The organism is Cupriavidus sp. 01T418, assembly GCF_056398885.1.
Genome location: NZ_JBFTQG010000006.1, coordinates 214496 through 237018, shown reverse-complemented (window position 1 = coordinate 237018; position 22523 = coordinate 214496). Strand labels below are relative to the sequence as shown.

Below are 22523 nucleotides of genomic sequence, written 5' to 3'. Positions count from 1 at the left end.
CCGGCTGACCCTTGTAACGTTAGTGAAAGGTTAGGCTTCTATTTCTCGGGCACTCGCCCACAGCCTCAAGCTAAATCAATGAAAAAGAAGGACATTGAGATTTTCGATGTCATGTCGCTGCGCGGCCCGAATATGTGGACATATCGGCCTGTGCTGGAGGCGTGGGTCGATATCGGGGAACTGGAGGATTTTCCCTCCAACACGATTCCGGGGTTCTACGAGCGCCTCTCGACATGGCTGCCGTCGCTGGTCGAGCATCGCTGCAGTATCGGCGAGCGCGGCGGCTTCCTGCAGCGGCTCAAGGAAGGCACGTGGCCTGGCCACATCCTGGAACACGTCACCCTTGAGCTGCAGAACCTGGCGGGCATGCCCGGCGGCTTCGGCAAGGCGCGCGAGACCCCGATCCGCGGGGTCTACAAGGTGATCGTGCGGGCCTGGCACGAGGACGTCACCCGCGCCGCCCTGTTCGCCGCCCGCGACCTGGTGATGGCCGCCATCGAGGACCGCCCCTACGAAGTCGAGGAGGCAGTGGATCACCTGCGCCGCCTGGTGGACAAGCACTGCCTGGGCCCGAGCACCGCCTGCATCGTCGACGCTGCCGACGACCGCGACATCCCTGCCCTGCGCCTGTCGGAAGGCAACCTGGTGCAACTGGGCTATGGCAGCCGCCAGCGCCGCATCTGGACTGCCGAGACCGACCGCACCGCCGCCATCGCCGAGAGCATCTCGCGCGACAAGGACCTGACCAAGAGCCTGCTGCAGTCCTGCGGCGTGCCCGTACCCGAAGGCCGGCTGGTGGAAAGTGCCGCCGATGCCTGGGACGCCGCCGAGGACATCGGCCTGCCGGTGGTGGTCAAGCCCTACGACGGCAACCATGGCCGCGGCGTGTTCACCAACCTGACCACCCGCGAGGAAGTCGAGACCGCCTACGGCGTGGCCATCGACGAAGGCAGCGGCGTCATCGTCGAACGCTTCGTGCCGGGCAACGAACACCGCCTGCTGGTGGTGGGTGGCCGCCTGGTCGCCGCCGCCATGGGCGAGACGGCCAGCGTGACCGGCGATGGCAAATCGACCATCGACGAGCTGATCGAGTCGCAGATCAATTCCGATCCGCGCCGCGGCAGCACCGAGGATCACCCGCTCAACAAGGTGCGGCTGGATTCCGCCGCGCGCCTGGAACTCAAGCGCCAGGGCTTCGACGCCGCTTCCGTGCCGCCCGAGGGCAAGCAGGTGCTGATCCAGCGCAACGGCAACGTCGCCTTCGACGTCACCGATCGCGTGCACCCCAGCGTGGCCGCGCACGCCTCGCTGGCCGCCCGCGTGGTTGGCCTGGATATCGCCGGGGTCGACCTGGTGGCGCAGGATATCTCGCGCCCGCTCGCCGAGCAGCGCGGCGCCATCGTCGAGGTCAACGCCGGCCCCGGCCTGCTGATGCACCTGAAGCCCTCCAACGGTGAAGCCCGCCCGGTGGGCCGCGCCATCGTGGATCACCTGTTCCCCGCTGGCGAAGGCGACGACAACGGCCGCATCCCGGTGGTCGGCATTACCGGCACCAACGGCAAGACCGTGGTGGCCAAGCTGGTGGCGCGCCTGCTGCAACTGTCCGGCAAGCATACCGGCCTGGCTTGCAGCGATGGCCTCTACCTCGACCGGCGCCAGGTCCAGGGCGGCGACCGCGCCAACTGGGATGCGGCCCACCGCATCCTGATGAACCGCGCGGTCGATGCCGCCGTGTTCGAAAACGACAGCGGCACCATCCTGTCCGAAGGCCTCGCCTACGACCGCTGCCAGGTCGGCGTGGTGACCAATATCGATGTCCCCGACCACCTCGGCGATTACTACGTCGAGGAAGTCGAGAAGATGTACAGCGTACTGCGTACGCAAATCGACGTGGTGCTGGACGGTGGCGTGGCGGTGCTCAACGCGCGCGACCCGCTGGTGGTGGAAATGGCGGAGCTGTGCGACGGCGATGTGATCTTCTTCGGCGTGTCCTCGGACCTGCCCGCCATCGCCGCGCACCGCGCGGCCGGACGCCGCGCGGTCTATGTGCGCGAAGGCAAGGTGGTGCTGGCTACCGGCAGCCGCGAGACGCCGCTGGCCGACGTGGCCGCGATCCCCCTCACCTATGCGGGCCGCGTGGCCTTCCAGGTCGAGAACGTGCTGGCGGCCGTCGCCACTGGCTGGGCGCTGGGCATTTCCAACGATCTGATTCGCGCTGGCGTGGTGACCTTCGACGTGGGCCAGGTTGATGCGCCCGGCCGCTTCACGCTGTTCGAGCGCAATGGCGCCATCGTGGTGATCGACGACGCCCACAACGCCCCTGCCCTGGAAGCGCTGGTGGCATCGCTGGAGCGCTTCCCGAGCGAGCGGCGCGTGGTGGTGTACGGCGCCGGCGCGCAGCGCCGCGATGAAGACATGGTCAAGCAAGGCAAGGTGCTGGGCGCCGCCTTCGACCGCGTCTTCCTGTGCGAGGACCGCTCCGTCAAGAGCGCCCTGCCCGATGCCGAAGCGCGCGCGCTGCTCAAGCAAGGCCTTTACGAAGGCCGCCGCGTCACCAAGATCATCGACGAAGGCACCCGCCGCCAGGCCATCGAGGCCGCCCTCGCGCAAGTGGTGGCCGGCGATCTGCTGGTGCTGCAATGCGATGAGGCCACGACGCTGCCGACGATCGACCAGGTGCACCAGTGGATGGGCCAACCGGGCCGCCGCGCCTGATCCGGAAGGAAACTGATTTCATGGAAGTCTCACGTATCCGGGCCCTGCGCGGCCCTAACCTGTGGTGCCGCCACACCGCCATCGAAGCCATCGTTTCGTGCTCCGACGAGGCGCACACCCTGGCTCAGCTGCCCGGCTTCGAAGAGCGCCTGCGCGCGCGCTTTCCCGAGGTAGGTCCGCTGCGGCCAGACGACAACGAAGGCGTGGTCTCGCTGGCGCACGCGCTGGAATGCGCGGCCATGCGCCTGCAGGCGGAGGCCGGTTGCCCGGTCAGCTTCAGCCGCACCGCGCCGACCGTCGAACCCGGCACCTACCAGGTGGTGGTGCAATACACCGAAGAAGAAGTCGGACGGCTCGCGCTGGAACTCGCTGCCACGCTGTGCCGCGCGGCGCGCGACGACATGCCCTTCGACCTGGCCGACGCGCTGCATCGCCTGCGCGAGCTCGACGAAGACCAGCGCCTGGGGCCGAGCACGGGCTCCATCGTCTATGCGGGCGTGGCGCGCGGCATTCCTTACCGCCGCCTGACGCAAGGCAGCATGGTGCAGTTCGGCTGGGGCAGCAAGCAGCGCCGCATCCAGGCCGCGGAAACCGACATGACCAGCGCCGTCTCGGAATCGATCGCGCAGGACAAGGAACTCACCAAGACCTTGCTGAACGCCGCCGGCGTGCCGGTGCCGATGGGCCGCTCGGTAGACAGTGCCGAGCAAGCCTGGGCGGCCGCGCAGGAAATCGATGCGCCGGTGGTGGTCAAGCCGCGCGACGGCAACCAGGGCAAGGGCGTGGCGGTGCGCATCCGCACCCGCGAGGAAGTCATCGCCGCCTATGAGGTCGCCGCCGAGATCAGCGCCGACGTGATCGTCGAGCGCTATATACCCGGCCACGATTTCCGTCTGCTGGTGGTAGGCAACCACCTGGTCGCCGCTGCCCGCCGCGACCCGCCCCAGGTCACCGGCGACGGCAAGCACACCGTGCGCAAGCTGGTCGAGGAAGTCAATCGCGACCCGCGCCGCGGCGAAGGCCACGCCACCTCGCTGACCAAGATCCGCTTCGACGATATCGCGCTGGCCACGCTGGCCAAGCAAAACCTGACGGCGGACTCGGTGCCGCCCAAAGGCACCCGCGTAGTGCTGCGCAACAACGCCAACCTGTCCACCGGCGGCAGCGCCACCGACGTCACCGACGACGTGCATCCCGAAATGGCCGCACGCGCCGTGGCTGCCGCGCGCATGGTCGGCCTCGACATCTGCGGCGTGGACGCGGTCTGCGAGACCGTGCTCAAGCCGTTCGAGGAACAGGCCGGCGGCATCGTCGAGGTCAACGCCGCGCCGGGCCTGCGCATGCACCTGCAGCCCTCCTACGGCAAGGGCCGCGCGGTGGGCGAGGCCATCATCTCCACCATGTTCGCCGACGGCGACGATGGCCGCATCCCCGTGGTGGCGGTGTCCGGCACCAACGGCAAGACCACCACGGTCCGCCTGATCACCCACCTGCTCGCCGCCAGCGGCCTGCGCATGGGCATGACCGGCACCGACGGCGTCTACATCAAGGGCGAGCGCATCGATACCGGCGACTGCAGCGGCCCGCGCAGCGCCCGCAATGTGCTGATGCACCCCGACGTGGACGCCGCCGTGTTCGAAACCGCGCGCGGCGGCCTGCTGCGCGAAGGCCTGGCATTCGACCGCTGCGACGTGGCGGTGGTCACCAATGTGGGCGAAGGCGATCACCTCGGGCTGTCCTACATCAGCACCGTGGAAGATCTTGCCGTGCTCAAGAGCGTCATCGTGCAGAACGTGGCGCCGCATGGCATGGCCGTGCTCAATGCCGCCGACCCCATGGTGGTGCGCATGGCCGACGCCTGCCCCGGCTCGGTAACCTTCTTCGCGGCCGACCTGAACAACCCGGTGATGGCCACGCACTGCGCACAGGGCAAGCGCGTGGTGTATGTCGAGGACGGCCATATCGTGGCTGCCGAAGGCGAGAACCGGGTCCGCATCGCGCTGGCGGGTATCCCGCTGACGCGCGGCGGCACCATCGGCTTCCAGGTCGAGAACGCGATGTCCGCCACGGCTGCCGCCTGGGCGCTYGGCATCGACTGGGACGTGATCCGCCGCGGCCTGGCYACCTTCGTCAACGATGCGGCCACCGCTCCCGGACGCTTCAATGTGTTCGATTACAAGGGCGCGACCCTGATCGCCGACTATGGTCACAACCCGGATGCGATCCAGGCACTGTGCAATGCCATCGAGGGCATGCCGGCCAGGCGCCGGTCGGTGGTGATCAGTGGTGCCGGCGACCGCCGCGACGTCGATATCCGGCGCCAGACCGAAATCCTCGGCGGTGTCTTCGACGAAGTGATCCTGTACCAGGACCAGTGCCAGCGTGGGCGCGCAGACGGCGAAGTGCTGGCTTTGCTGCGCGAAGGCCTGCAGGGTGCGACGCGGGCTAGCGCGATCGAGGAGATCCGTGGGGAGTTCCTGGCTATCGATACGGCGCTGTCGCGTTCGCAGCCGGGCGATCTCTGCCTGATCCTGGTGGACCAGGTCGAGGAGGCGCTGGCGCATATCGGGCAGCGGATTGCGCAGGGTTGAGCGAAAGGCAATCACGCAGCAAGCAGGAAAGCCAGCCTCGTCGGCTGGYTTTCTTTTTTCTGGCTCGGGCATCCTGGCGGCTTCGTTCAGCGCCGCGCTAGCGCCCTGATCCTAATCCTAATGCCGCCCCGGCAACGACAGCCGCCGCTCCAGCAAACGCTGCACATGCGACAAAACCGTGCTGAGCAGCCAATAGATCGCAGCCACCGCAAGATAAAGCGGCAGCGGCTGGTAGGTCGCGGCTATCACCTCCTGCGCCGTGCGCAGCAGTTCGGTCACCGTAATCACCGACACCAGCGAAGTGTCCTTGATCAGGCTGATCAGGCTGTTCGACAGGCTGGGTACCGCCAGCCGCAGCGCCTGCGGCCCCACCACGTAGCGCAGCGTCTGGCCTTGGGTCAGCCCCAGGCTATAGGCCGCCAGCCACTGGCCGCGCGGGATGCCGAGAATGGCGCCGCGCATGCTTTCGGAAAGATAGGCCCCTACGTTCAGGCTCAGCGTCAGCACCCCGGCTGGCGTGGGTTCCAGCGCAATGCCGATGCCGGGCAATCCGTAGTACACCACGAAGATCTGCACCAGCAGCGGCGTGCCGCGCATGATGCTGACGTAAGTCCGCGCGAGCGCCTGCGGCACGCGCCGGTGGCTGATGCCCATCAGGGCGACCACGGTGCCGATCACCAGCCCGAAGACCATCGACAGCAGGGCGAACTTGATGGTGAGCAACATGCCCTGCAACAGCACGGGCAGCGAATCGGCGACAAGCTGGAGAGCGGACATGGTAGGCCCTGGAGCATGCCGGCCACGGCAACGGCGGCGGCCATAGCGGCCATGGCGGCATCACGAAGTCACAACACCCGGGTGCCGGGATCGCGCCGGCGCGGCCGCGGTCGTTGCACCGCGATCCGCGCCTGGCGGGCGCAACCTGCGCTTACCTGGGGGGCTTGGTCACATCGGAGCCAAACCACTTCGCCGAGAGCTTGCCGAGGCTGCCGTCCTTGCGCATCTCGTCGAGCGCCCGGTCGATGGCCTGCCTGAATTTCGGATTGTCCTTGCGCAAGGGAATCGCCACTTCGGAAGTGCCGCCTTCGACTAGCGCGCCTGGCCGCAGCGGCAGGTTGGATGTCTTGATCAGGTAACCGATCATCAGGCGGTCATTGAGCGCGGCGTCGACGCGTTGCGCCGCCAGGTCGCGCAGGTACTCAGGCGCGCCCGGATAGGTCTTGACGTCGATGCCCGGCACCGACTTGGCCAGTTCGTTGTAGTTGCTGCCAAGGCTGACGCCCAGCTTCTTGCCCTTGAGGTCTTCCAGCGACTTGAACTGGCGCTTGTCGTCCTTGCGCTGGATCAGCTGCGCCGCCGAGTAGACGTATGGCGTGGAGAAGTCCAGCACCTCCTTGCGCTGCGGCGTCACCGAGACCTGGTTGACGATCACGTCGAACTTGCCGGCCTGCAGCCCGGCAATGATGCCGCTCCATTCGGTGGTGACGAACTCCGGCTTGACCCCGAGCCTGGCCGCGACCGCTTTTGCCACGTCCACGTCGAAGCCTTCCAGCTGGTTATTGCTGCCGCGGTAGTTGAACGGCGGATAGGTGCCTTCCAGCCCGATCTTGAGGACGCCCGCCTGCTTCACGGTGTCGAGCAGGTCGGCAGCCTGCGCCGCCGCGCCCGCGGCCAGCAGCGAAACGGCGAGCAGTGCCCTGAGGCAGCCAGTACGAAACGATCGCATATGTTCTCCTGTCAGCACAGGCGGCGCGAACCGCGTTCGCGCCGCTCCGGCAAGCGTTAGCCCACTGGGAGCGTAGACCGGCATTCAGCCTACCGCAACTTCCCGTTGCGCAGCAATAACGATTCGCCCTGCCCAACCTGCCCGCGCTTACTGGAATGCCTTGTCGTTAGGGTTTGCGTAAAGATCCTTCATCTCGGCCGAGAGCGGATAGTTGAGATTGATGTTGCGCGGCGGGATCGGCGACTGGAACCACTTCTTGTAGAGCTGCTCGGCGCGGCCGCTGGTCATCAGGCCCGCTATCACGCCATCGGCCAGCGCCTTGAAGGACGGATCGTCCTTGCGAAACATGCAGGCGTAGTTCTCCGTCTGCAGTGGCGTGCCCACCACCGTCCAGTCGTCCCGGCTCTTGGCCTTGGTCAGCTCCCCGTAGAGCAGCGGCTCGTCCATGACAAAGGCCACCGCGCGGCTGGTTTCCAGGATCAGGAAGGACTGGCCGTGGTCCTTGGCGCTGATCAGGTTCATGTTCATGCCCTTCTCGCCGTTCATCTTCACCAGCAGGCGTTCATCGGTGGTGCCCGCCGTGGTCACGACATTGCGGCCCTTCAGGTCGGGGAAGTCCTTCACGCCCGAGTCCTTCTTCGTCAGCATGCGCAAGCCGTAGACGAAGAGGCTGTTGGAAAACGCCACCTGCTTCTGCCGCTCGAGATTGTTGGTGGTGGTGCCGCACTCGATGTCGATGGTGCCGTTCTGCGCCAGCGTGATGCGGTTCTGCGAGGTGATCGGCACCAGCTTGACCTGCAGGTTGGGCATCTGCAGTTGCGCCTTCACCTTGTCGACGATCTGCAGCAGGATGTCGTGCGAGTAGCCCATCACGTCCTTGCCATTGGTATAGGAGAACGGGATCGACGACTCGCGATAGCCCAGCGAGATCACGCCGGTATCCTTGATCTTGCGCAGCGTATCGCCATCGTCGGCGCTCGCCGTGCCGGCCGCGGCCGCTAGCACGGCAGCAGCCAGCAGGCAGCGGGAGAATCGGTGGGGGCGAACGTTGGATTGCATATCTTTTTCTCCTTGGGTTGGGAACGGCTCGTGAAATACTCGGTTGATCACGGTGACATCTCTGCGCCGCGAGGCAAAAACGCGACGCCATCGCTACGGCTCAGGCCAGCGTCGCGGCGAAATCCTCGGCTTCGATCATCGGCTTGCGCCCGGCCAGGCCATCGGCCAGCAAGCCCGCGCTGCCCAGCGCCAGCGTGAAGCCGAGCGCGCCGTGGCCAATATTGAGCCACAAGCCGCGCAGGCGCGATGGCCCCACCATCGGCAGCCCGCTTGGCGTAGCCGGACGCAAGCCGGCCCATGGCTGCAACTGCTCCGGCGCCATGTGTGGCGCGATGCCGCCGAACAGCGCCTGCGTCTCGTCGGCCAGCGTGGCAATCCGCGCCCGGTCGATGACGGTGTCCGCGCGCACCAGGTCGGCCATGCCGGCCGCGCGCAGGGTGTTGCCGATACGGGCATAGACGATCTTGCGCGCGAAATCGGTGATGCTGATGTGCGGTGCGCGGACGCCATCCGCGATCGGTACCGTGATGCTGTAGCCCTTGAGCGGCCACAAGGGCGGCCGCAGGCCCAGCGGCTTGAGCAGCGCCACGCTGCCGATACCGCCAGCCACCACCACCGCATCCGCCCGCTCGATGCCCGACGCGGTGCGCACGCCGGTTACACGGTCGCCCTCGCGCTCGATGCCCTGCACGTCAGCACCGAAGCGCAGCGACACGCCTGGGCGGTCATGCAGCAACTGTGCCAAGGCCACGCAGAAGCGATGGCAATCGGCCACCTCCTCGCTCGGGGTGTGGATGGCGCCGGCAATCTCGCCGCGGATGCCGGCCAGCGCCGGCTCCAGCGTCACGCAGGCATCGCTGTCCAGCGCCTCTTGCTCGCAACCCAGGCTGGCCTGGTAGTCGAGCAGGCGGCAGGCTGACTCGAAACTGTCTCTGTCGCGGTGCACAATGAGCTTGCCGCGCCGGGCGAAGCCGAACTCCACCGGCTGGCTGTCGACAAAGGCCTGCATCAGGTCACGGGAGTAAAAGGCCAGGCGCAGCAGCTTGCGCGTGCTGGCTTCGCTGGTGGCAGCGTTGCAGGCCCGCGCGAACGCGGCCAGCCAGCGCCACTGCGCCGGGTCCCCCGACGGCCGGAAACGCATTGGCGAATCGGGCCGCAACAGCCAGCCGGGTACCTTGGCCAGCACCCCCGGCCCGGCCAGCGGCGCCACATAGCTGTAGCTGAGCTGCCCGCCGTTGGCGAAACTGGTTTCCTCGCCCGGGCCGTCATGCCGCTCCAGTACGGTGACCTCGTGCCCGTCGCCCGCCAGCCGCCATGCCGCACTCATCCCGATCACGCCCGCCCCCACGATCACAACCTTCATCACCTGCCTCTTTGATCCGATGCGAGAGAGGTTAGACCAAGCAGCCAGGCTTGCCCAATGCGAATACGTGCAAGAATATGTCTTTAGGCTATAGGCCAGGCCATAGGTGCCCCCGGGTGCCTCCCATGTCCGATGCGATTGCGCCAGATCGAGGTCTTTCGTGCCGTCATGCTGACCGGCACCGTCAGCGAGGCGGCCCGCCTGCTGCATGTCTCCCAGCCGGTCGTCACGCGCGTGCTGCAGCATGCCGAGGCCACGCTCGGCTTCCGCCTGTTCGACCGGGTCAAGGGCAGGCTGCAGGCCACGCCGGAGGCCGGCGCGCTCTACGGCGACGTCGAGCGGCTCTATGGCGAGATCGAGCGGGTGCGCCGCGTCTCCGAAAGCCTGCGCCACAAGGGTGCCGGCCGCCTGCGCGTGGCGGCCACGCCGAGCCTGGCCAACCCCTTGCTGGTGCCTGCCGTACGCGGCTTCTGCGCGCGCCACCCCGAGACCCAGGTGCAGGTGCTGACCCACCACACCGACGAGATCGTGCAAGGGCTGCTGGCCAACCAGATCGACCTGGGTTTCGCCTTCTCGCCGCCGCGCCACGAGGCCATCTCCAGCGAGCCGGTGGCCGGCGGCCTGATGCTGCTGGCAGTGCCGCGCGGCGAGCCACTGTCGGCGCGCGCGCGGCGGACCGACGTGCCGATGCGCCGGCTGGTGGAACGCCCCTTCATTGCCTACGACGACAACAGCTCGCTCGGCCTGCTGGTGCGCCAGACGCTGGCACGCAACGCGCTCGAACCGCGTTCCACGCTGGAAGTCCAGACCTACTCGCTGGCGCTGGCCCTGGTGGATGCCGGCCTCGGCCTGACCTTGCTCGACCAGTACACCGCGCTGGGCGCAAACCCGGAGCGCGTTTCGCTGCACGAGGTAAAGCCCGCCCTGTCGTTCGAGATCCAGCTGCTGCGCGCCAGCCATCGCGGCAGCTCCAGCCTGGCCGACGACATGCGCGAGCAGTTTGCCGCCGCGGCGCGGGCGCTGGCTGCTGCGCTGCCGCAGCGGCTGGAGGCGCCGGCGGTCAGTTTCGAGCATGCCGCCAAATGAAGCCGATTGGCGTTGGCGTCTTTTTGCGGAATTTGACAGTACCATGCGCCGTGCACCATCATCAAAGCGCCTGAACGGTGCCAGCTCAAACCTATGTTCGTCCTAACCCTGCTTCTCCTCATCCTGGTCAGTGCCTTCTTCTCGATTTCCGAGATCGCGCTGACCGCTTCGCGCCGCACCAAGCTGCAGACCTTGTCCGAGCGTGGCGACCGCCGCGCCACCAAGATCATGCTGCTCAAGGAGGAGCCGGGCAACTTCTTCACCATCGTGCAGATCGGCGTCAACAGCGTGGCCATCCTGGCCGGCATCGTCGGCGAGAAGCATGTCTCCGAGCTGATGCAGGCAGCGCTGCTGCCCTACCTGGACGCCGTCACGACGCAGCGCATCGCCAATGTCGGCTCCTTCCTGATCGTCACCCTGCTCTTTATCCAGTTCGCCGACCTGATTCCCAAGCGCATCGCCATGACCTTCCCCGAAGCCTGCGCGCTGGTGGTGATCGGGCCGATGCTGACACTGATCAGGATCTTCAAGCCACTGGTCTATGTGTTCAACGGCGCGGCCGACGCCGCGCTGCGCCTGTGCGGCGTGCCCACCAAGCACATCGACCAGATCACGTCCGAAGACATCGCCGCCATGGTCGATGCCGGGGCGGAAGCGGGCGTGCTGCACAAGCACGAGATCCACCTGATAGAAAACGTGTTCGAACTCGACGCCAAGAATGTTACCGCGGTGATGACGCCGCGCGACGACGTGGTCTACATCGGCCTGGACGAGCCCGCCGACAGCCTGCGCCGCAAGCTGGTCAGCTTCCCGCATGCGCAGTACCCGGTATGCGGGCACAACCTCGACGACGTGCTGGGCTATATCGATTCGAAGGACATCCTGCAGATGTTCCTCGCCGACGATTCCACCGGCGTGATCGGCAACATCGGCAATATCGGCAAGCGTCACAACAAGAATGTGCTGGTGATCCCGGACACGCTGACGCTCACCGAGTCGCTTACGCGCTTTCGCGAGATGCACCAGAGCTTTGGCGTGGTAATGAACGAGTATGGGCTGGTGGTCGGCATCGTCACGCTGGACGATATCGTCGGCGCGCTGATGGGCAATATCATCTACAGCACCGAGGACGAGCAGATCGTGCGGCGCGACGAAACCTCATGGCTGGTCGATGGCCTCACGCCGCTGGTGGACCTGAAGAAGGCGCTGGACCTCGACGAGCTGCCGGGCGAGGATTACGTCGATACCGCCGCCGGGCTGGTGATCTACACGCTCAAACGCATCCCGAAGAAATCCGAAGCGATCGAAGCGGCGGGTTTTCGCTTCGAAGTGCTGGATATCGACCATCACAAGATCGATCAGTTGCTGGTCTCGCGGCTGCCGCCGGCGAAGCCGCTCCAGCCGTAAGCGCGCGGCGATATTGCTCCACCGTGGTGGGCAGCTGGAACACCACGATCCACGCGCCGACCACCAGCACCGCCGCGGCAGCGGCCATACCCAGGCGCAGCGGCGCCAGCCGCTCTGGCTCATGCAGGGTAGCGTACGCGGTGCCCAGCAGAACGATCCAGGCAAAACCAAGCGCGCAACCGGCCAGCACGTCGGACAGCCAGTGCATGCCAAGGTAGAGCCGCGACAGGCAGATCAGCGTTACCGCCACCGCGGTCAGCGCGACCACGGGGATCCGGACGCGCCATGGCTGGCGCAGACACAGCAGGAAGGCCAGGAAACCGTAGGTCACCATGCTGCTGGTGGCGTGCCCGCTGGGAAAGGAGAAAGACTCCAGGCCGCTGTAGATGCTGGCCGGACGGCTGCGCTCAAGGGCTAGCTTGAGCACCATCACGCAAGCGCGCGCGCCGACCAGCGCTCCCACCCAGTAAGCCGCCGCCACCCAGGCACGGCGCCACGCCAGCCAGGCAAACACCGTCACGCCCACCGCCACGGAAACACGCGCGCCGCCCAGTTCGGTCAGCGCCACCATGACCGTATCCAGCCACCCTTGCTGCCACGCGCGCAGCTGCGCGAACACGGCCCGGTCCACTTGCACCAGCGACGCGCCCTCGGCGATGGACTCGCCCAGCCACAACAAAGCCGCGGCACATGCCAGCAGCAAGGCGCCGGCCAGCGCCAGCAGGAACAGCTCGGCGATATCGCGCTCCAGCATGCGGGCCACGCGCGGCCACTGCTGGCCGGCACGCGCGTGCAGCGCATCGCGGCCACGCAGGCGCGCGGCATCGAGCCGGCGCACCAGTGGCTGGATGACCAGCATCAAGCCGCGCACCAGGCAAAGCAGCAAGAGCACGAACAAGCCGAGCAGGCCCACTACGCCCAGCGCGGTCGCCGGCGTGAGCCAGGAGACGGCAACCATCCGCTCAGCCTCCGGCCGCCATGCGCGCGATATTGGCGCGCGCCGTCGCTTCGCAATCGGCGAACGCGGGCGTGAGGAAAAGCTGCGTGCGTTGCGCCAGGCCCTGGAGGAAAGCGATCCTGCGCTGCATGAAGGCCGCGAACAGGGCATCGCCGTCCAGGCCGGTGCGATTGGCCAGCAGCGCCTTGTTTTCTTCGAACACGGCGATGGTCCAGGCGTCGAAATCCGCCGGCTGCCCGGCCAGGCGGTAGAGATCGAGATCGAGCACGAGTCCGGACTCCGGCACCGACGCGCGATGCCCGCGCGTATCCATCACGATGCGCGCGGCCAGCGACGTCACCGAGGCATCGACGCCGCTGACCATGGTCTCGATCAGCACGGCCGAGGCCGCTTCGTTATGCCCGCAACCGGGCACGTAGATCGCGTCGTGGAACAGCACCGCCAGCGCCTGCGCGGGTGTCAGCGCCACGCCGCGCGCCTGCGCGGTCTCGAACATCTCCAGTACATGACGGCGATCATGGTAATGCCGGAAAGGCGCGTCGTAGCAGGCGAGCACCTGCAATACCGTCGCGCGCGGCAGGAAGTCCAGGCAGCCCAGCGCCGCTGGCCAGTCCGGCGCGAAACGCGCTTGCGTGCCTTGCGGCGTGGCCACGCTTTCGGTGAACACATCCAGCGGCCGCACCCACAACTGGGAGCGGTCCCGCATCGCCTCGTAGACGACAACCTGCGACAGGTCGGACTCGATCCGGCCGAGGCCGACGATGGCATAGGCGCCGCCTTTGTAGTGGCGGTGCGGCATGCCGCGGAGATAGTCGGAAGGCGAATCGTCGCCGGACGAGGCGTGCGGGAAAGGCAATGAGGAAGACCGGGTCATGGGCAGCTGTTCAGATCGGAACAGCGTCATGATAGAGCATTGACTGCGCGGGACCGCGCGGCTTGCAGCGCGTTCATGCACACCCCCCGATGCAAAAGCCCCACGGCTTCGTCAGGATTCGCGGGGCTTTGCGTACTGCCGATGGAGAGGGTGACCGCCATACCCCCATACCCAATACGCAAGTCCAACACGGCGGCTCCTCTCGATGCGCCACGGCGTCAATGCATAGCGCTCATAAATATGTCTACGCTTGACTTGACGACTGCGCCTCAACCTTGTGCCGCACTGACCTGGCTGCCGCGACCATGTTGGTCAACGCGGCTTCCACCTCTTCCCAGCTACGGGTCTTGAGGCCACAGTCCGGGTTGACCCACAGCCGCTCAATGGGAACAAATTCCGAGGCGCGCTCGAGCAGCCGTTCCATCGCGTTCGCGCTCGGTACACGCGACGAATGCGTGTCGTAGACACCCGGGCCAATGCTGTTCGGGTAGGCGAACTCACCGAATCCGTCCAGCAACTCCATCGACGAACGCGCAGCCTCGATCGTGATCACGTCCGCATCCAGCGCGGCGATCGACGGAAGGATGTCGTTGAACTCCGAGTAGCACATGTGGGTGTGGATCTGCGTGGCGTCGGCAACGCCGCCCGCTGCGATCCGAAACGCGCGCGTGGCCACATCGAGATAAGCGGGCCAGTCGCTCTTGCGTAGCGGCAGCCCTTCACGAAATGCAGGCTCGTCGATCTGGATGACACGGATGCCAGCCTCTTCCAGGTCGACAACCTCATCGCGAATGACCAGCGCCAGTTGCAGCACCGTGATGGCTTTCGGCTGGTCGTCGCGAACAAACGACCATTCGAGCATCGTCACCGGCCCGGTCAGCACACCCTTCACCAGCCGCTCGGTCAAGGATTGGGCATGGCAGGCCGCATCCACGATCATCTGCTCCGGACGGTCGATGTCGCCATAAAGGATCGGCGGCTTGACGCACTGGGAACCGAAACTCTGGACCCAGCCATTCTCGGTCAGTGCGAAGCCCCAGAGCTTGCCCGCGAGAAACTCGACCATATCGTTGCGCTCGACTTCTCCATGCACCAGAACGTCGAGCCCAAGCTCCTCCTGCTTTCGAATGACGACGGCCGTTTCGGCTCGCATGCGTTCAAGATAATTGAGCGCGCGCATCTCGCCACTCCGATATGCCGCACGCGCCTGCCGGATCGCGGGTGTCTGCGGAAACGAGCCAATCGTCGTGGTCGGCAAGATCGGTAGTTTCAGCGAATCACGTTGCACCCGGCTCCGATCGGCGAACGGGCTCCTGCGGCCAGCCATGGTGTCTGTGATAGCGGCCACGCGTCTCTGGATCACAGCATTGTTGACGGTGCCAGAATGGCGTCGCGACGCGAGGGCGAAATCGGCGGCTGCCATTGTCGGTTCGGCGGCCACCGGATCGCGCAGCGCCACTGCAATCGCGCTGATCTCGATGAGTTTCTCTGTTGCGAAGGCCAGCCATGAGCGGAGCTCGGTATTGAGTCTTTGCTCCGAGGCCAGCGTAACCGGTACGTGTGCGAGCGAGCAAGACGGTGCAATCCACAGTCGTTCACCGCGTTCCTTGTGCAAGCCTTCCAGCGAGGCCGCGATCCGACGAAGATCGGCCCGCCAGATATTCCGACCGTCGATCACGCCGACGGACAGCACCTTGTCTGCCGGAAGCGCCAGGCGCCACGCGTCGAGTTGCCCCGGCGAGCGCACCAGATCGATGTGCACACCCTGAACAGGCAGCGCCGAGACACGCTCCGCATGATCGGCGGCCGTGTCGAAATAGGTCGCGAGCAGCACGTTGACATCCGAGTTTCCGAGCGCTTCATAGGCAAAGCCGATCGCATCGAGCCAATTCCCGTCGAGATCGAGGCAGAGTGCCGGCTCATCTAGCTGGACCCATTCGATACGCCGCTCCTTCAACCGCGCAAGAATGTGGTTGTAGCGCTTGACCAGCTTCGGCAGCAGCGACAGCCGATCGAATCCGGGAACCCGCGACTTGGACAGCCACAGATACGTGACTGGCCCGATCAATACTGGTTTGACTGCATGGCCCAGTGCGATCGCCTCATCGATTTCGTCGAATAACCAGTCGACGCCACCATCGAAGGTGGTATCCGGCCCAAGCTCCGGTACGAGGTAGTGATAGTTGGTATCGAACCACTTGGTCATCTCCAGCGCCGGCTCTGCTTTGTTGCCTCGTGCCAGTTCGTGGTACTGGGAGAGCGTCAGCGCCGTCGGCTCGAAGCCAAACCGGCTCGGGAGCGCGCCCAGCAACGCGGTGAGGTTCAGCATCGGATCGAACCAGGCAAAATCACCGACCGCAACGAAGTCCAGGTTTGCGGCCCGCTGCAACTCCCAGTGACGGGCACGCAAATCCTTGCCAACACCCCGCAAATACAGATCGTCCGACTCCCCACGCCAAAACGATTCTTGTGCGAACTTGAGTTCGCGACGCGCGCCGATGCGCGGAAAGCCGGAGATGTGGGTGCGGGGCATGCGGAATCCTTGAGTTGATGCTGCGCAGTGTGCAAGGCACGAAATGATTCATCAAGCGACATGTTCTCATCAGCATATGAATCGTATTCATCTCAAGGGAGGGGGGCTTGTTGACCGTGATGTGGGCCTCGCCCAGGACCTTCTCGGCTTCCTTGCCGGTGATCTTCTTGGCGCGCAGGGTCGACCAGCATCACGTGGCTCTCGGTGCGGCCGGAGACGATGCGCAGGCCGCGCTCGATGAGCGTTTCGGCCATGACCTGAGCATGGCCCGGGATAGACTGCCAGGGCGCTGTGCCGCACACCTCCGGTCCTGACCGCCGGTGCGGCACTGCTGTATGGCGCGATGGCCGGCTCAGGCGTTGGCGCGCAGCGTCTTGGCGGCCGCCACCATGTTGGTGAGCGCCGGCAGTACTTCTTCCCACTGGCGCGTCTTCAGGCCGCAGTCCGGGTTCACCCACAGGCGTTGCGCCGGAATACGCTCTGCAGCCTTCCTCATCAGTTGCACGATGTGCTCCTGCGTCGGGATGTTCGGCGAGTGGATGTCATACACGCCCGGGCCGATCTCGTTCGGGTAGTTGAAGTTGTCGAACGCATCGAGCAACTCCATGTCCGAGCGCGAGGTCTCGATGGTGATGACGTCGGCATCCATGTCGGCGATCGACGCGATGATGTCGTTGAACTCCGAATAGCACATGTGCGTATGGATCTGCGTCTCGTCTCCCACGCCATTGGCCGTGATGCGGAACGATTCCACGGCCCAGTCGAGGTATTCCTTCCACTGCGACTTGCGCAGCGGCAGGCCTTCGCGCAGAGCGGCTTCATCGATCTGGATCACGCGCACGCCGGCCTTTTCCAGGTCAATCACTTCCTCGCGGATCGCCAGCGCAAGCTGGTAGCACGACACCGAGCGCGGCTGGTCGTCACGGACGAACGACCAGTTCAGGATCGTCACCGGGCCGGTCAGCATGCCCTTCATCGGCTTGCTGGTGAGCGACTGGGCGTATTTGATCCATTCCACGGTCATCGCCTTCGGGCGGCTGATGTCGCCGAACAGGATAGGCGGCTTCACGCAACGCGAGCCGTAGGACTGCACCCAGCCGAACTGGCTGAAGGTGTAGCCGTCGAGTTGTTCGCCGAAATACTCGACCATGTCGTTGCGCTCGGCTTCGCCGTGCACCAGCACGTCCAGGCCCAGCGCTTCCTGCTCGCGCACGCTGCGGGCGATCTCGGCCTGCATCGCGGCCTTGTAGCCTGCTTCGTCAAGCTTGCCGCTCTTGTACTGGCTGCGTGCCAGGCGGATATCCGCCGTTTGCGGGAACGAACCGATCGTGGTGGTCGGATAGGCGGGCAGGTTCAGCAGCGCGGCCTGCTTGCCGGCGCGTGTCGGATAGGCGTTCTTGCGCTGGCCCAGTGCGGGATTGATCCTGGCGAGCGCTGCCTTGACCGCCGGGTTGTTCACGCGCGGCGATGCACGGCGGGCGGCGATGGCGGCCTGGTTGGCGGCCAGCTCGGCCTTGACCGCTGCGCGGCCCTGGTTCAGCGCGGTGGCCAGTACCTTCAGTTCATCGAGCTTCTGCAGCGCGAACGCGAGCCACGAACGGACATCGGCGTCCAGCTTCTGCTCGCTATCCAGATCCACCGGCACGTGCAGGAGGGAGCACGACGGAGCGATCCAGAGACGGTCGCCGAGGCGCTTGGCAACCGGCTCGAGCCAGTCCAGCACGCCGTTGAGGTCCGTCTTCCAGATATTACGACCATTGATCACGCCCAGCGAAAGCACACGGTCTTGCGGCAGTTGCGCGACCACGGCTTCGACTTCGGCGCGGGCGTTGACGGCGTCCAGGTGCAGGCCCTGCACCGGCAGCGAGCAGGCCAGCGGCAGGTTTGCCAGCAGTTGGCCGAAGTACGTGGCCAGCAGCAGCTTGACCTTGCCGGTCGCCAGCGCCTGGTAGGCGGTGGTGAAAGCCTTCTGCCAGTCGGCCGCTAGCTCGGTCACGAGAATCGGCTCGTCGATCTGCACCCATTCCACGCCTTGCGCCGCCAGCGTAGCGAGCAGTTCGGCGTAGACGGCAACCAGGCCCGGCAGCAGTGCCAGCTTGTTCGAGTCGTCCTTGGCCTTGCCCAGCGCCAGGTAGGTCACGGGGCCGACGATCACCGGCTTGGCCTTGACGCCTTGTGCCCGGGCTTCGGCCAGTTGTTCCAGCAAGCGCGTGGCATCCAGCTTGAACGCCGTGGCGGCGCTGAATTCGGGGACGATGTAGTGGTAGTTGGTGTCGAACCACTTGGTCATCTCGCCGGCGGCGACACCGCCGCAGCATGCGCTGTGGTCTTCGAGGCCCTTGGCCGAGCGGCCGCGCGCCACGCGGAAGTAGTTGTCCAGCGCGTCGCCATGGAAGCCTTGCACGCGCAAGGGCAGGTTGCCGAGCGTGAAGCTCATGTCCAGCACCTGGTCATAGAAGGCGAAGTCGCCCACCGGCACCAGATCGAGGTTCGCCTGGTTTTCCCAATGGCGCTGGCGCAACTGAGCGCCCAGCCTCTTCAGTTCGTCGCGCGACGATTCGCCCTTCCAGTAGGATTCCTGCGCAAACTTCAGTTCGCGCTTCGCGCCGATACGGGGAAAGCCCAGGTTATGTGTCGTTGCCATCATGTCGCCTTGATTGGATCAGGTTGCTGATGGCCGGATAGTAAAGACAGGGATGCATGAAGTAAAATGGTGATAATTCAACAATCCATTAGTTTTACTCATTTAACCCCATGCTCGAGAGAATTCACCTGGCCATCGTCCAGGCCGTCGAGAAGCACGGCTCGCTGACCGCCGCCGCCGGCGTGCTCTGTGTGACGCAATCTGCCCTCAGTCATTCGATGAAAAAGCTGGAGCAGCAACTTGGCACCGATATCTGGCTGCGCGAGGGTCGCAGCCTGCGTCTGACCCAGGCCGGTCAATACCTGCTCGCCGTGGCAAACCGCGTGCTGCCGCAACTTGACCTGGCTGAAGAGCGGCTTGGGCAATATGCCCAGGGCGAGCGCGGCGCATTGCGCATTGGCATGGAGTGCCACCCCTGCTACCAGTGGCTGCTCAAGGTGGTGGCGCCCTACCTCGCTCGTTGGCCGGACGTCGACGTCGACGTCAAGCAGAAATTCCAGTTTGGCGGGATTGGCGCGCTCTACGGCTATGAGATCGACCTGCTCGTGACGCCAGACCCGCTCTACAAACCGGGCCTGCGCTTCGAGCCGGTATTCGACTACGAGCAGGTATTGGTGGTCAATGGTGAGCATCCGCTTGCCGCGGTCGAGTACGTCAAGCCGGAACACCTGACGCGGGAGGTGCTGGTCACCTACCCGGTGGAGATCGACCGGCTCGATATCTACAATCAGTTCCTGATGCCTGCCGGCGTCACACCCAGGCGCCACAAGGCCATCGAGACCACCGACATCATGCTGCAGATGGTGGCCAGCGGCCGCGGCGTGGCCGCGCTTCCCCGCTGGCTGGTGGAGGAATATGCCGACAAGATGGACGTCGTACCCGTACGACTGGGGAAGGACGGTATCGCCAAGCAGATCTTCCTGGGCGCCCGTGAGGCCGACACCGAAATCGACTACCTCAAGGCGTTCGTCGAGCTGGCGCGCAAGCCGGCTGCGGCCTTGATGGAACAGCAGGAGATCCAATGACACGACATGATCGCAAACCGCTGGCTTTGCCTGACGGGCACCGCAAGGTGCTGCTGCATTCGTGCTGCGCGCCTTGCTCCGGCGAGGTGATGGAAGCCATGCAGGCGTCTGGCATCGACTTTGCGGCCAGGCAGGAATTGCGAGAGCCGGCCCATGTTGTTGCGCGACCCTATCCACGGCGACATCGAGCTGAGCAAGCTCGAAACCGCCGTGGTCGACCTGCCGGTGATGCAGCGCCTGTGAGGCATCAAGCAGCTCCGCGGGGGCTTCGCGCCCATCTGTCCGATTTTAAAGTGAGGAAATCAAACTCGATCTTTGAGTATTCGATTGAAAAGCTCAATCATCTTTGACCATCCTCGCTCGGCGGCCACCGAATCGTAGACAGAGAAATCTGGCGTCATCCAGCCGTGCGCTGCTCCGACATATGTCTCTGCACAGTACCGTACACCGGCTTGATCGAACGCGTTCTCGAGTCGCTGCGCCATTGGTAACGGATAGCTCTCGTCGCCTTCGGCCGCTGCGATATATAGTTCGGCCTTCAATCGCGGTGCATAGCGATGTGGACTTGCAGGTGCGTCGGTCGCGAGATTACCACCGTGAAAGCTGGCTACAGCCGCAAAGCGGTCGGGGTATGTACCTGCGGCGGTAATGGCCATACCGCCACCCATGCAGAAGCCAACCGCACCTACGTTTTTACCCTCGACATCAATACGCGTATCCAAGTAAGTCAGAAGCGCTCCTGTGTCCTCAGCTGCCTTTTCGTTGCCCGTGGTCGCCATCAATGGGCCGAGGATCGACCGTACATCACCCTTGAACACTTCGACAGGATCAAAAGGTCCGTAAGGGCCGTACCGATAAAAGAGGTCGGGCAGCAGCACAACATAGCCGGCATTCGCCAAGCGCTGAGCCATTTCCAATGCGGCAGGCCTAACGCCACCCGCATCCATATAGAAAATAATGGCAGGCAAACGTGTTCCCGCATTGGAGGTGAAAATATGAACAGGGCAAACGCCGTCGCGAGTTGAAATGTTCGCCTTTTCATAAGTCATGACATCGTACCTGTAACGGAGGGAAATGAAGAGAACGTTTCATGGAGTCAGATTACGAGTTGATAAGTCTATCCCATCGATAGGAAATGTATCGATGGGGCAGCCGACGTTTGCCGAGCGATTGCCAACGATTCTACTCGCTACGTCGAATGACCCTTTGTGTCTGCGGATTCAACCGCTTTCCTTCATTCGGGTCGACGCGATGGCAATGGGCCGTTCTCAAAAGTTCAACGGCCATTCGCTTACCGCAGGGTCGCTTGCCGCCTGTCGGTGCGGTCACCCACACCGGGTTCTTTACCAAGCTGGGTGAGTGACTGCTTTCGCGTGAAACAGATGCCCGGAGTCCGAACGCCAAGCTGCGCCCGTACCTTGCGATAGTTTTCTCCATCCGTCTAATCATGTCGATCGGCAAGAGCTTTTCCACACCGACGCAGGAACCTGACTTCTTTGCTGTGCTCCGGCATTTTTATTGCGGCAAGCAATATTTATTTTCTCGAATAAGTACTAATTCTGTCTTGTTTATATCTGAATCAAATAAATATCACGATCCCGCCTGAGATTTCTGGAGATAAACTCTTATGACTTTGACGCGTCCAGGGTGGAGATATGGGAAAAAGAGTTCAAAAATGGTGCTCGGCGACAGCTCTGTTAGCGGCCTGTTCCTTCGCCAGCGCACAGTCATGCCACATCTACTTCACTTCGCCAGCAAAGAACAGCGTACTCCGGGCACCGATCACCACCATCACCGGCTCGGGCAGCGGCCATGCGCAGCCCACGGATCAAGGATCGGCAACTGCAATTTTGAACGGGACCGTCTTCTTTTCCAGGGCCGGGACATTTACGGCCCTGCTTCAGTTCCTGGGTTCGGGGCAGGCGGTCGCGTGGCTGAGAGAAGGCCGCAATCAATTAGACGTTCGAGTTCGGTCAATAGCTGCTCTGCTTCCGACTCTATGCGGCTGTTCTACGTACGCCCGGATGACACTTGCTATTCTCGGGTGGAAAATTTGGAGAAGATTGCTAGGCTACCAGGCGATCCCACTAATGGGTTTATCGTGAATCAGACTTGCATTGCGAAATATTCATGCGGGAGTCGGATGCAGATGGAGCGGCCCGAGTGGCTCACGAAGGTTGTCCCTGCCTTTGTGGATCCGTTTCTGTCGAGTACGGGTGAATGGAAATCGGTGCTGGAAAACTGTCGCAATACGAATTCGCTAGTGCCTGATTACGGCATTAGGCGTCTCTGCGAAGCCAGCATGGCGGACTATCATATCAAGGCGGATCTTCAAGCGGCCCTCAATAGCAACGGATGTGGCACGAACGCCGACTGGGATGAGGTGGGTGGGTACATTGGCGAGTGTGTGGCGGAACAAAACGGTGGCGTCGAGGCCGTCGTGGCAAAGCACATCGTCGTCTCCAAGCGCAATGATATCCGGGGAAACTGCGTGAAGCATCGTGAGAAAAATGGCCTCCCAATCGAATTCTAATAGGACCGT

Annotated in this window: 14 protein-coding genes and 3 pseudogenes; 7 read left to right on the top strand and 10 right to left on the bottom strand. The window is 64.3% G+C overall.

Annotation, left to right across the window (positions count from 1 at the left end; translation table 11 throughout):
• The first annotated feature begins 78 nt into the window (after window positions 1-78).
• On the top strand, window positions 79-2715 hold the full coding sequence (gene cphA, locus AC1DQ3_RS09835) for a cyanophycin synthetase (RefSeq protein ID WP_477119990.1): 2637 nt from the start codon (window positions 79-81) through the stop codon (window positions 2713-2715).
• Window positions 2716-2735: 20 nt separating this feature from the next.
• A complete protein-coding gene (gene cphA / locus AC1DQ3_RS09830; protein WP_477119989.1) occupies window positions 2736-5306 on the top strand; it encodes a cyanophycin synthetase in 2571 nt (856 codons plus the stop codon).
• A gap of 117 nt (window positions 5307-5423) precedes the next feature.
• Here cphA (AC1DQ3_RS09830) and AC1DQ3_RS09825 read toward each other — a convergent pair whose 3' ends face one another.
• The 4 genes from AC1DQ3_RS09825 to AC1DQ3_RS09810 form a co-directional block, all read right to left on the bottom strand.
• Window positions 5424-6083 (bottom strand): amino acid ABC transporter permease, encoded by a 660-nt coding sequence (locus tag AC1DQ3_RS09825; protein WP_477119988.1) that lies wholly within the window; start codon window positions 6081-6083, stop codon window positions 5424-5426.
• 151 nt (window positions 6084-6234) lie between these two features.
• On the bottom strand, window positions 6235-7032 hold the full coding sequence (locus AC1DQ3_RS09820; protein ID WP_477119987.1) for a transporter substrate-binding domain-containing protein: 798 nt from the start codon (window positions 7030-7032) through the stop codon (window positions 6235-6237).
• 147 nt (window positions 7033-7179) lie between these two features.
• On the bottom strand, window positions 7180-8091 hold the full coding sequence (locus AC1DQ3_RS09815; RefSeq protein WP_477119986.1) for a glutamate/aspartate ABC transporter substrate-binding protein: 912 nt from the start codon (window positions 8089-8091) through the stop codon (window positions 7180-7182).
• Window positions 8092-8191: 100 nt separating this feature from the next.
• On the bottom strand, window positions 8192-9454 hold the full coding sequence (locus tag AC1DQ3_RS09810; RefSeq protein WP_477119985.1) for a D-amino acid dehydrogenase: 1263 nt from the start codon (window positions 9452-9454) through the stop codon (window positions 8192-8194).
• Between the two features lie 132 nt (window positions 9455-9586).
• On the opposite strand from AC1DQ3_RS09810, the gene AC1DQ3_RS09805 reads away from it, so the two are divergent.
• Both AC1DQ3_RS09805 and paeA read left to right on the top strand, forming a co-directional pair.
• Window positions 9587-10540: a LysR family transcriptional regulator gene (locus tag AC1DQ3_RS09805; RefSeq protein ID WP_477119984.1), complete on the top strand. Its 954-nt coding sequence runs from the start codon at window positions 9587-9589 to the stop codon at window positions 10538-10540.
• Between the two features lie 93 nt (window positions 10541-10633).
• Window positions 10634-11947 carry a polyamine export protein PaeA gene (gene paeA, locus AC1DQ3_RS09800; RefSeq protein ID WP_477119983.1) on the top strand — a complete coding sequence of 438 codons (1314 nt, stop codon included), beginning with the start codon at window positions 10634-10636 and terminating at the stop codon, window positions 11945-11947.
• Between the two features lie 157 nt (window positions 11948-12104).
• On the opposite strand, the pseudogene AC1DQ3_RS09795 reads toward paeA, so the two are convergent.
• From AC1DQ3_RS09795 to metE (AC1DQ3_RS09775), 5 genes and pseudogenes are all read right to left on the bottom strand, one after another.
• Window positions 12105-12518 (bottom strand): annotated as a pseudogene (locus AC1DQ3_RS09795) (phosphatase PAP2 family protein); the annotation flags it as partial.
• A 391-nt stretch (window positions 12519-12909) separates the two neighbouring features.
• On the bottom strand, window positions 12910-13779 hold the full coding sequence (locus AC1DQ3_RS09790; protein WP_477119982.1) for a DUF1653 domain-containing protein: 870 nt from the start codon (window positions 13777-13779) through the stop codon (window positions 12910-12912).
• A gap of 244 nt (window positions 13780-14023) precedes the next feature.
• Window positions 14024-16312 carry a 5-methyltetrahydropteroyltriglutamate--homocysteine S-methyltransferase gene (metE, locus tag AC1DQ3_RS09785; RefSeq protein ID WP_477119981.1) on the bottom strand — a complete coding sequence of 763 codons (2289 nt, stop codon included), beginning with the start codon at window positions 16310-16312 and terminating at the stop codon, window positions 14024-14026.
• Between the two features lie 106 nt (window positions 16313-16418).
• Window positions 16419-16575: pseudogene (gene glyA, locus AC1DQ3_RS09780) on the bottom strand (serine hydroxymethyltransferase); the annotation flags it as partial.
• 89 nt (window positions 16576-16664) lie between these two features.
• Entirely contained in the window at window positions 16665-18956 is a 2292-nt protein-coding gene (gene metE / locus AC1DQ3_RS09775; RefSeq protein WP_477120034.1) for a 5-methyltetrahydropteroyltriglutamate--homocysteine S-methyltransferase, read from the bottom strand.
• A gap of 110 nt (window positions 18957-19066) precedes the next feature.
• Here metE (AC1DQ3_RS09775) and AC1DQ3_RS09770 point away from each other — a divergent pair, with 110 nt between their 5' ends.
• Together AC1DQ3_RS09770 and AC1DQ3_RS09765 are read left to right on the top strand one after the other, a co-directional pair.
• Complete coding sequence (locus tag AC1DQ3_RS09770) at window positions 19067-19981, top strand: LysR family transcriptional regulator (protein WP_477119980.1); 915 nt, start codon at window positions 19067-19069, stop codon at window positions 19979-19981.
• A pseudogene (locus AC1DQ3_RS09765) lies at window positions 19978-20106 on the top strand (epoxyqueuosine reductase QueH); the annotation flags it as partial. The gene AC1DQ3_RS09770 and the pseudogene AC1DQ3_RS09765, both read left to right, overlap by 4 nt.
• 177 nt (window positions 20107-20283) lie before the next feature.
• On the opposite strand, the gene AC1DQ3_RS09760 reads toward AC1DQ3_RS09765, so the two are convergent.
• Window positions 20284-21030, bottom strand: coding sequence for a dienelactone hydrolase family protein (locus AC1DQ3_RS09760; protein WP_477119979.1), 747 nt, complete (start codon window positions 21028-21030; stop codon window positions 20284-20286).
• A 1100-nt stretch (window positions 21031-22130) separates the two neighbouring features.
• Between AC1DQ3_RS09760 and AC1DQ3_RS09755 the strand changes: the two genes are divergently transcribed.
• The gene (locus tag AC1DQ3_RS09755) at window positions 22131-22514 is read left to right on the top strand and encodes a hypothetical protein (RefSeq protein ID WP_477119978.1); all 384 of its coding nucleotides are present in this window, start codon (window positions 22131-22133) and stop codon (window positions 22512-22514) included.
• Window positions 22515-22523 lie beyond the last annotated feature (9 nt).